The sequence below is a fragment of the Streptomyces sp. genome (assembly GCF_031181555.1).
In the GTDB taxonomy this organism is placed as follows: Bacteria; Actinomycetota; Actinomycetes; order Streptomycetales; family Streptomycetaceae; genus Streptomyces; species Streptomyces fimbriatus.
This window is the reverse complement of sequence record NZ_JAPSKQ010000197.1, coordinates 1-10,217: the sequence shown is the minus strand read 5'-3', so window position 1 is coordinate 10,217 and position 10,217 is coordinate 1. Positions and strand designations below refer to the sequence as shown.

10 protein-coding genes are annotated in these 10,217 nt (G+C 70.0%); 7 read left to right on the top strand and 3 right to left on the bottom strand.

Translation table 11 applies throughout. The features are described from left to right. Positions 1–648 (top strand): RDD family protein (locus RIM90_RS27715; protein WP_309063490.1); only part of this gene is annotated, 648 nt, incomplete at its 5' end. A gap of 55 nt (positions 649–703) precedes the next feature. Here the strand turns inward: RIM90_RS27715 and RIM90_RS27710 are convergent. Further along, positions 704–1,006 carry a hypothetical protein gene (locus RIM90_RS27710; RefSeq protein ID WP_309063489.1) on the bottom strand — a complete coding sequence of 101 codons (303 nt, stop codon included), beginning with the start codon at positions 1,004–1,006 and terminating at the stop codon, positions 704–706. A gap of 425 nt (positions 1,007–1,431) precedes the next feature. Here RIM90_RS27710 and RIM90_RS27705 point away from each other — a divergent pair, with 425 nt between their 5' ends. Continuing rightward, positions 1,432–3,798, top strand: a complete 2,367-nt coding sequence (locus RIM90_RS27705; RefSeq protein WP_309063488.1) for an immune inhibitor A domain-containing protein — start codon at positions 1,432–1,434, stop codon at positions 3,796–3,798. A 122-nt stretch (positions 3,799–3,920) separates the two neighbouring features. Then, positions 3,921–4,265 (top strand): hypothetical protein, encoded by a 345-nt coding sequence (locus RIM90_RS27700; RefSeq protein WP_309063487.1) that lies wholly within the window; start codon positions 3,921–3,923, stop codon positions 4,263–4,265. 3 nt (positions 4,266–4,268) lie between these two features. Here RIM90_RS27700 and RIM90_RS27695 read toward each other — a convergent pair whose 3' ends face one another. Beyond that, positions 4,269–4,856: a nicotinamidase gene (locus tag RIM90_RS27695; RefSeq protein WP_309063486.1), complete on the bottom strand. Its 588-nt coding sequence runs from the start codon at positions 4,854–4,856 to the stop codon at positions 4,269–4,271. A 134-nt stretch (positions 4,857–4,990) separates the two neighbouring features. Beyond that, a complete protein-coding gene (locus RIM90_RS27690) occupies positions 4,991–6,337 on the bottom strand; it encodes a nicotinate phosphoribosyltransferase (RefSeq protein ID WP_309063485.1) in 1,347 nt (448 codons plus the stop codon). A 121-nt stretch (positions 6,338–6,458) separates the two neighbouring features. On the opposite strand from RIM90_RS27690, the gene clpS reads away from it, so the two are divergent. The 4 genes from clpS to RIM90_RS27670 all read left to right on the top strand — a co-directional run. Then, entirely contained in the window at positions 6,459–6,776 is a 318-nt protein-coding gene (clpS, locus tag RIM90_RS27685; RefSeq protein ID WP_309063484.1) for an ATP-dependent Clp protease adapter ClpS, read from the top strand. A 56-nt stretch (positions 6,777–6,832) separates the two neighbouring features. Beyond that, positions 6,833–7,435 (top strand): DUF2017 domain-containing protein, encoded by a 603-nt coding sequence (locus tag RIM90_RS27680; protein WP_309063483.1) that lies wholly within the window; start codon positions 6,833–6,835, stop codon positions 7,433–7,435. A 400-nt stretch (positions 7,436–7,835) separates the two neighbouring features. Next, positions 7,836–9,371, top strand: a complete 1,536-nt coding sequence (locus RIM90_RS27675) for an alanine/glycine:cation symporter family protein (protein WP_309063482.1) — start codon at positions 7,836–7,838, stop codon at positions 9,369–9,371. 440 nt (positions 9,372–9,811) lie between these two features. Beyond that, the coding region (locus RIM90_RS27670) for an amino acid permease (RefSeq protein ID WP_309063481.1) at positions 9,812–10,217 on the top strand (406 nt) is incomplete at its 3' end.

The window sequence follows — 10,217 nt, the reverse complement described above, 5'->3', positions numbered from 1 at the left end:
GGCGGCCCCGGAGACACCGGCGGCCCCGGGGCACCGGGACAGGGCTCCCCCTACGACGCCCCGTACGGCAGCCGGCCCCCGCCGTACCCGGGCGGCGGCGACCCCTACGGAGGCGGCGGTCCGTACGGCGGAGGCGGCGGCCCCTACGGCGGTGGCGGTCCCTACGGCGGTGGCCCGGGTCCCACCGACCCCCTGGCCGGCATGCCCCCGCTCGCCGACAGCGGCCGGCGCACGCTCGCCCGCATCATCGACATGATCCTCGTGGGGATCGTCGTCGGGCTGCTCACCTGGGCGTTCGGCGTCAACGAGTACGACGTGGACGGCGACCGCATCGAGGCCGACAAGTCGTTCTGGCAGTCGCTCGTCGCCGCGGTCCTCTACATGGCCTACGACACGTTCATGACGGCGCGCTCCGGCCAGACCCTGGGCAAGAAGTGGATGAAACTGCGGGTGGCCAACCTCGGTGACGGCGCCACCCCCTCCGTGCAGACCGCGCTGATCCGCGCGGCCGTGCTGTGGCTGCCGTTCGCGTTCTGCTGCGCCTGCGTGTGGACCGCGATCTCGGGCGGCTGGAGCTTCTTCGACCGGCCCTACAAACAGGGCCTGCACGACAAGGCCGCCAAGACGGTGGTCGTCAGCACGACGTGACGCGCCACCGCATGGACGCACGCCGGATCGGCGCACACCGGACGGGAACGCCGGGTCAGGACGCCGCCCGCTCCCGCACCGGCTCCCGGTCCGCGGCGGTGGCCGAGGCCGTGGGCGTGGCCGTGGCCGCGGCCCGGGCCGGCTCCCCGGAGGCGGGCCGTGCCACCGCGGCGGGGCGTGGCCCGGCGTGCGGCACCGTCATGGCCACCAGGACTCCGAGGGCGAGTGCCGAAACGGCGACGACCGCGATTCCCGGGCCCGAACTCGTGCGTGACAACAGCAGCATGACGAGGGCCGAGAAGACCACGGTGCACGAACCGTAGGCGAACTGAGCGACAGTCGGACGGGGCATGGCCATCGTGTCCTCGGAAGTCGGGGGCTGTCGGCCTGGCTTTCCACCGGCTCGAAGGCGTTCCGCCAAGCGACTCTAACCGCGAGCGTGCCCGAGCGGAACGGACAGTAAGCGTGACCTGACCGACAGGGCCGGTGCACAGGGGGCGCACGGATTCATGGTGTCCATATGGTGGGCGCATATGCGCGCCCGTTCGAGTCGTTCGAGTCCGTGCGGGCGTGCCCCCTGAGCCCCGGGTCCGCCCGAGTGTGTCCGTAAAGCGGACGCGGGCTCCGCATAGTGCAATTGAACTGTTCAAGTCAAGGTCTGTTTTTTCCGGCGAACCTCTAGTCAAATGTCGTCACTTGACTACACGCGTTGATCACGTGCGGCGCGGGCCCTCCACCACCGGATCCCCTGTCCGCGCGCACGCACGCGGGAGGGGATCTCAAGTGACCAGTAGACCCTGGACGTTCAGAGCGGCCGCGATAGGCGTGGCCCTCGCGGCGGCCACCGCCACCTGCTCTGCGTTCACCGTGGCCCAGGCCGACACGGCCGACGCGGCCGGCAGGGCCGACCGGCCCAGCACCGTGGACCGGCACGACCCGGCGGAGCACAACCACGTCGAGCACGACCTCGAGGGCCCGCTCTCCAAGACCCAGGAAGCCCAGCGCGAAGAGGCGCTGAAGCAGGTCATCTCCGGCAAGGCCGAGGTGAAGAAGAAGGACGGCTCGAAGGTCGTCCAGCTCAAGAGCAAGAAGGGCGACGCCAAGTACGTCGAGCTCGGCCGCGAGAAGACCGACAAGATCTTCACGATCCTGGTCGAGTTCGGCGACCGGATCGACAGCCGCTACGGCGGCACCCCGGGCCCGCTGCACAACCAGATCGCCAAGCCGGACCGCAAGAAGGACAACTCCACGGCCTGGCAGGAGGACTACGACCAGCAGCACTTCGAGGACCTGTACTTCGGGTCCGGCAAGGGCGTCGACTCGGTCAAGACGTACTACGAGAAGCAGTCCTCCGGCCGCTACTCGGTCGAGGGCGAGGTCTCCGACTGGGTCAAGGTCCCCTACAACGAGGCCCGTTACGGCAACAACGCCTGCGGCGACACCAACTGCCCGAGCGTGTGGAACGTCGTCAGCGACGGTCTGAACGCCTGGGTCGCCCAGCAGAAGGCGGCCGGCCGCACCGACGCCCAGATCAAGGCGGACGTCACCCGCTTCGACGAGTGGGACCGCTACGACCACGACGGCGACGGCGACTTCAACGAGCCCGACGGTTACATCGACCACTTCCAGATCGTGCACGCCGGTGAGGACGAGTCCGCCGGCGGCGGCGCCCAGGGCGAGGACGCGATCTGGGCCCACCGCTGGTACGCCTTCGGCACCGACGCCGGCGCCACCGGCCCCGAGCAGAACAAGCTCGGCGGCGCGCAGATCGGCAACACCGGCATCTGGGTCGGCGACTACACCGTCCAGCCGGAGAACGGCGGACTCGGCGTCTTCGCCCACGAGTACGGCCACGACCTCGGTCTGCCGGACCACTACGACACCGCGGGCGGCGAGAACTCCACCGGCTTCTGGACGCTGATGTCCTCCGGCTCCTGGCTGGGCACCGGCAAGAAGGAGATCGGTGACCTGCCCGGCGACATGACCGCCTGGGACAAGCTCCAGCTCGGCTGGCTGAACTACGACACCGCCAAGGCGGGCGTCAACTCCTGGCACAAGCTGGGCGTCGCGGAGTACAACACCAAGCACAAGCAGGCGCTGGTCGTCGAGCTCCCGAAGAAGGCGGTCACCACCGAGATCATCCCGCCCGCCCAGGGCGAGACCCAGTGGTGGAGCGGCAGCGGTGACAACCTCAAGAACACGCTGAGCCGTTCGGTCGACCTGACCGGCAAGTCGAAGGCCGAGCTGACCTTCGACGGCTGGTACGAGATCGAGGCCAACTACGACTACCTCTACACCGAGGTCTCCACCGACGGCGGCGCCAACTGGACCGCCATCGACGGCACGGTGGACGGTCAGCCGATCCCGCGCGACGCCGCCGACAAGCCGGCCCTGCACGGCACGCTCGACGGCCACAAGAAGTTCGCGTACTCCCTCGACGCCTACGCGGGCCAGAAGATCGACCTGCGCTTCCGCTACCAGTCCGACGGCGGCGTGGCCCTCAAGGGCTTCACGGCCGACGCGATCACGGTCACCGCGGACGGCGCGCCGGTCTTCTCCGACGACGCCGAGACCGCGGACGAGGCCTGGGCGAAGAAGGGCTTCTCCCGCGTCGGCGCGTCCTTCACCGAGGACTACGAGCAGTACTACATCGCCGAGAACCGCCAGTACGTGTCGTACGACAAGACCCTCGAGGTCGGCCCGTACAACTTCGGCTTCACGTCCCGCCCGGACTGGGTCGAGCACTACGCGTACCAGAACGGCCTGCTGATCTGGAAGTGGGACACCTCCCAGGCGGACAACAACACCAGCCAGCACCCGGGCACCGGTCTGCTCCTCCCGGTCGACTCGCACCCGACCGCGCTGAAGTGGTCCGACGGCACGCTGATGCGCAACCGCATCCAGACCTACGACGCGCCGTTCAGCAAGTACCGCACCGACGGCATGACGCTGCACAAGGCGGACGTGGCGACGTGGATCCCGGGGTCGAAGGGCGTGTCGGTCTTCAACGACCGGACGAACGACTACTACGACGAGTCGAACCCGACCGGTGGCGTGAAGATCACTGACACCAACACGAAGATCAAGATCCTCAAGGAGGCCCGGAACGGCTCGACGATCGAGCTCGAGGTCGGGCCTGCGGGCAGGTAACCAACATCTGCGCAGGTCAGAGCGTGATCGGCGGTGACCCCCTGGCGGGTTGCCGCCGATCCGTGTTTAGGTGCGTCCTGTGGTTCTCTTATTGACACCGGCTGACACGGGGGTATGACCGCATGGCCGCAGGAGGTTTCTGCAAGCTGCCGAACGGCACCGTGGTGGTGGCGTTGAACCTGCCCAGCCCCGCCGCCGACGGACCGTCCGGAGTCCGCGTGCTCGTCCACGCGCGGAACCGGGCGCGCGCCCTGACCAGGCTGCGCAACCTGGGCCTGCGGTCGGTCTACCTGCGGGGCAACGCCGCCCCGCCGACCCCCGACGAGATCACTGCGGTGCTGCACCACCCCGACGGCCTGATATGGCGCACGGCGCCCGGCAACGGCGTGCTGACCGGCCCCGCGCCGGCCGTGGAGCTGTGGCGTCCGATCAGAGCCCTGCTCAGACGCCCCGCGGCACCCGCGTGACGGTCACTGCACGACCGGCTTGCCCGAGAGCTCCACGCCCGCCTCCCGCATCTCCTCGATCGCCCGCTCGGTGGTCGCCTGGGCCACCCCGGCGGTGAGGTCGAGCAGGACCTGGGTGCGGAAACCCTCGCGGGCGGCGTCCAGGGCGGTGGCGCGCACGCAGTGGTCGGTGGCGATGCCCACCACGTCCACCTCGTCGATCTCCCGGGCCCGCAGCCAGTCGGCCAGGCCCACGCCGTTCTCGTCGGTCCCCTCGAACCCGCTGTACGCCGCCGCGTACGCCCCCTTGTCGAAGACGGCGTCGATCGCGCCGGAGGCGACCGCGGGGGCGAAGTTCGGGTGGAAGCCGACGCCCTCGGTCCCGGCGACGCAGTGCGCGGGCCAGGAGCGGACGTAGTCGGGGTTGTCGGCGAAGTGCCCGCCGGGGGCGATGTGGTGGTCACGGGTGGCCACGACGTGCCGGTAGCCGGCCGGGGCCTGTCCGATCAGCTCGGTGATGGCGGCGGCCACGTCGGCGCCGCCGGTCACCGCGAGGCTGCCCCCCTCGCAGAAGTCGTTCTGCACGTCAACGACGATCAAGGCGCGGCGCATGGTCGGTGTCCTTCGGCTGTGGGGTCGGGTGGGGAACGGCTCGGCCGGTGAACCTCCGAGCCTGTGGGTTGACGGTCGGTGCGGACGGGGGAAGGGCGGCCGGCGGCCGTGACCCGCGGGACGGGCATGCTGCCTTAGCTACCCGAGCCCCCGTGCACGTACTCCGTCGGAATGACGGGTTCCCCCCGGGAGAGCTGAGTAGCCGACAGGGGAAGACCCGCGCGGGCCGCCGCGTGCCGGTCGCGGACCACGTCCAGCGGCTCGCGTGCGATCACCTCGCCGCCCTCGACCAACGGCACCAGGAGCTGCCGGTCGGCCAGCTCGGCGGGCACCTCGCCGGTGCCGACCACCTCGGCCTCGGCGACGCCGTACGCGTCCAGCCGCCGGGCGGCCCACTTGCGGCCGCCGATGGAGGTCTTGCCGCCGGTGGACTTCTTCGCCACCGGCACCAGCGGCGCCCGGGGGTCGGCGGACGCGGCGCGGGCGACCAGCTTGTAGACCATGGAGGCGGTCGGGTGCCCGGAGCCGGTCACCAGCTGGGTGCCCACCCCGTACGCGTCCACGGGCGCCGCCGCCAGCGAGGCGATGGCGTACTCGTCCAGGTCCGAGGTGACGAGGATCTTCGTACCGGTCGCCCCCAGCTCGTCCAGCTGCTGCCGCACCCGGTGCGCCACCAGCAGCAGGTCACCGGAGTCGATGCGCACGGCGCCCAGCTCCGGCCCGGCGACCTCGACGGCCGTGCGGACCGCCTCGGCCACGTCGTAGGTGTCCACGAGCAGCGTCGTGCCGCCGCCGAGCGAGTCCACCTGGGCGCGGAAGGCGTCCCGCTCGCTGTCGTGCAGCAGGGTGAAGGCGTGGGCGGAGGTGCCCACGGTCGGGATGTTGTAGCGGAAACCGGCCGCGAGGTCGGAGGTGGAGGAGAAGCCGCCGACGTAGGCGGCCCGGGCGGCGGCCACCGCGGCCAGCTCGTGGGTGCGCCGGGCGCCCATCTCGATCAGCGGCCGGTCGCCGGCGGCGGACGACATCCGGGAGGCCGCCGCGGCGATCGCCGAGTCGTGGTTGAGGATCGACAGGATCACGGTCTCCAGCAGCACGCACTCGGCGAAGCTGCCCTCGACCCGCATGATCGGCGAGCCCGGGAAGTACACCTCGCCCTCGGGGTAGCCCCAGATGTCGCCGGAGAAGCGGTAGCCGGCGAGCCACTCCAGGGTCCGGTCGTCGACGATCCGCCGCTCGCGCAGGAAGTGCAGGACGCCCTCGTCGAAGCGGAAGTTCTCCACCGCGTCCAGCACCCGTCCGGTGCCGGCCACCACGCCGTACCGGCGGCCGTTCGGCAGCCGCCGGGTGAAGACCTCGAACACGCTGCGCCGGTCGGCCGTACCGGCCCGCAGGGCGCCCTGCAGCATCGTCAGCTCGTACTGGTCCGTGAAGAGCGCCGTCGAGGGAACGTCCACCGGCAGCCCAAGATCCGCTGTGCTCATGGCAAGGATGCTACCCCCATTTCGTCAGTTTGACGATTTAGGGTCCGGATGCCGGACGGAGCACCCCGCGCACGCCCCGTGAGCGGGCCGGTTTGTGCGACCACCCCCCTGCGGTGGCAGCATGGGCAGTGTGACGTCACCCGCGCCCCTGGAGATCGAACGCACCGAGTCGGCGGAGGAGGCCTTCGCCGTACCCGAGCCCGACGTCCCGTGGGTCACCATCGTCCACAACGACCCGGTCAACCTCATGAGCTATGTGACCTACGTCTTCCAGACGTACTTCGGCTACTCCAGGGACAAGGCCACCAAGCTCATGCTCGACGTCCACCACAAGGGCCGGGCGGTCGTCTCCAGCGGCTCCCGCGAGGAGATGGAACGCGACGTCCAGGCCATGCACGGCTACGGGCTGTGGGCCACCCTCCAGCAGGACCGGAAGTGACCGGACCGGACATGACCCGACCCCGCCCGCAGGACCGGAAGTAGCGAATCGCCTCCATGCCAGGACACTTCGAACCGCTCCCCGGCGGCGGCGCGGCCGTCGCCCTCGACGACGTCGAGATCTCCATCATCCGGTCCCTGGCCGTGCAGCTGATGGAGCTCATCGGCCCCGGCCCCGCCGAGGACGCCTCCGGCGACCCGCTCGCCGAACTGTTCTCCGAGGGGCCGAGCGAACCGCCCTCCGACCCGGTGCTGCGCCGCCTCTTCCCGGACGCCTACGGCGACCCCGGGCGGCCCGCCTCCGCCGAGGACGCCGAGGAGCAGCGGGCGTACTCCGCCGAGTTCCGCCGCTACACCGAGAACGACCTGCGCGCGGGCAAGCGCGAGAACGCCCTCGCGGTGATCCGTTCCCTGGACGCGCTCGCCCCGGCCGGTGAGGGCGGGGCGGTGCTCGAACTGGCGCCCGAGCAGGCGCGGCGGTGGCTCGGCGCCCTGAACGACCTGCGCCTCGCGATCGGCTCCCGCCTGGAGATCGGCGACGAGGACGACAACGACCTCCTCCTCCACCTCCCCGACGAGGATCCGCGCAAGCCGATGGTGATGGCGTACCTGTGGCTCGGCGGCCTCCAGGAGACGCTCGTCTCGACGCTCATGCCGTAGAGCCGTCCGTAGGCCGCCCCCGGATCCGTCCGGGGATCTGTCCGTCTCTGTCCGGAAAGATCCACCCGGCCTGTCCGGCCAAAAGAATTCCGTGTCCGGATAACGATCCCGTCACTACCCCTGCGGTTTTGCCCCGCAGAGATGCTTTCATGTGATCTGCGTCACTCGATAGTACGTAAACGGCGTGGTAAGAATCGGCAACTCGTTCGCGGCCCACCCCTCGCCGTGATCGAAGAAGCCGGTCACCGCCGGTGTGTACGACCAGCACGACAAGAGGACGACGGTCCGGTTCACGGCCGCCGCCCCACCGCCGTCGCCGAACGGACCATGGCGTTCGCCCGCGTCGCCACCCGCTCTGCTGCGCCACGCCAGCATGTTCCCGCGCCACCGAGGAAGTTCGATGTCACTCGACTCCATCACCACCACCATCGACGACGCCGTCAGTGATTTCTTCGATCCCGTCGCGACCGCAGTCGGCGACATCGTCTTCTACGCCGTCCCGGTCGGCGGCACCGAGCTTCCGCTCATCGTCGCCTGGCTCGTGGTCGCCGGTCTGGTCTTCACCGGCTGGTTCGGCCTGCTCCAGGCGCGCAAACTCAAACTCGCCCTCGACGTCGTGCGCGGCAAGTACGACGAGAAGGGCTCACCCGGCGAGGTCAACCACTTCCAGGCGCTGACCGCCGCCGTCTCCGGCACCGTCGGCCTCGGCAACATCGCCGGTGTCGCCGTCGCCGTCTCCATCGGCGGTCCGGGCGCCACCTTCTGGATGATCCTGTGCGGCCTGCTCGGCATGGCCACCAAGTTCGTCGAGGTCACCCTCGGCGTGAAGTACCGCGAGGAGCACGAGGACGGCACCGTCTCCGGCGGTCCGATGCACTACCTGCCCAAGGGCCTCGCCGACCGCTTCGGCGGCAACGGCGCCAAGCTCGGCAAGGTGCTCGCCGTGCTGGCCTCGGTCATGATCCTCTTCTTCGGTCTGTTCGGCGGCAACCTCTTCCAGACCAACCAGAGCTACGCCCAGATATCCTCCACCTTCGGCGGCGAGGACGGCTTCCTGGCCTCCTCCGCGGGTGCCGTGCTGTTCGGCCTGGTGGTGGCCGCCCTGGTCGGTCTCGTGCTGCTCGGCGGCATCCGCTCCATCGCCTCGGTCACCAGCCGGCTCGTCCCGGCGATGGCGATCATGTACGTCCTGGCCTGCCTGACCGTCATCCTGACCAACGTCACCGCGGTGCCCGACGCGTTCGGCTCCATCATCGAGGGCGCCTTCGAGGCCGACGGCGTCGCGGGCGGTGTGATCGGCGCCCTGATCGTCGGCTTCCAGCGGGCCGCCTTCTCCAACGAGGCCGGTCTGGGCTCCGCGCCCATCGCCCACTCCGCGGTCAAGACCAAGCACCCCGCGAGCGAGGGCCTGGTCGCCCTGCTGGAGCCGTTCATCGACACGGTCGTCATCTGCACCATGACCGCGCTGACCATCGTCATCGCCTCCCCCGCCAGCTGGGACGCGGCCCGCGCGGGCGAGAGCATCGGCGGTGTCACCATCACGTCCGACGCCTTCGAGACCGTCCTGCCCTGGTTCCCGAACCTGCTGACCGTCGCGGTGCTGCTGTTCGCCTTCTCCACGATCCTGACCTGGGGCTACTACGGCCTCAAGGCCTGGTCGTACCTCTTCGGCCGGAGCAGGACCAGCGAGATGACGTTCAAGGTGGTGTGGAGCGTGTTCGTGGTCGCGGGCTCCCTGCTCTCCCTCGACTCGCTGATCAGCCTCGCCGACTCGGCGCTCTTCCTGCTCTCGGTGTTCAACATCATCGGCCTCTACCTGCTGGCCCCCGTGGTCAAGCGCGAGCTCAACTCCTTCCTGGACTTCGTCCGCGCCCGCCGGGCCGGCACGGAGACCGGGACGGAGGACACCGGCCTGGAGGCCACCAAGGCGCCCTAGCCGACCGGGGCGCGTCCCGCGGGGACGCGCCCCGTGCCGCCGCCGGAGGGCCCGCCCGTACCGTCACCGGTACGGGCGGGCCCTTTCGCCGTCCGGCCGCCACCGTGGCCTCCGTGCGCCCGGTGTCCGCTCAACGGACACTCAAATCCGGGTAACGATCGCACCAAAGAGGAGGCGGCGTTTCACCGCCGTGGTCCCTTTCGTCCGCGTCTTTCCGTGGCCCGGGTCACTCGACGCCGGTTCGATCACCGAAGCGGTCGTGGTACACCTTCACGATCGCCCGGTGAACACCACCCGAATGTTCGGCCGGGTGCGCCACCGAGCCGGCCACCGCCGGCCAGGCACGAGCGAACAGCTCAGCTCCATCAGTCCGGGGGGATCGTGACCCGATCCGCGGCCGACCAGCGGCCCGGGTCGGCATGGAGAAAGGCGCACCACACATGACCTCACCGCAGGTCGACAAAGAGGCCGTACCCGAGGAGGGGTACGAGCGCGGCCTCAACAGCCGTCAGGTCCAGATGATCGCCATCGGCGGTGCCATCGGCGTCGGCCTCTTCCTGGGGGCCGGGGCGAACATCGCCAAGGCCGGACCCAGCCTGATCGTCATGTACGCCCTCGCCGGCGTCATCATCTTCTTCATCATGCGGGCGCTCGGCGAGCTCCTGCTCTACCGCCCCGTCTCGGGCTCCTTCGCCGAGTACTCGCGCGAGTTCCTCGGACCGTTCTTCGGCTACTTCACCGGCTGGACGTACTGGCTGATGTGGGTGGTCACCGGCATGGCCGAGCTGACCGCCGCCGCCATCTACATCAACTACTGGTTCCCGGCGATCCCGCAGTGGACGTCGG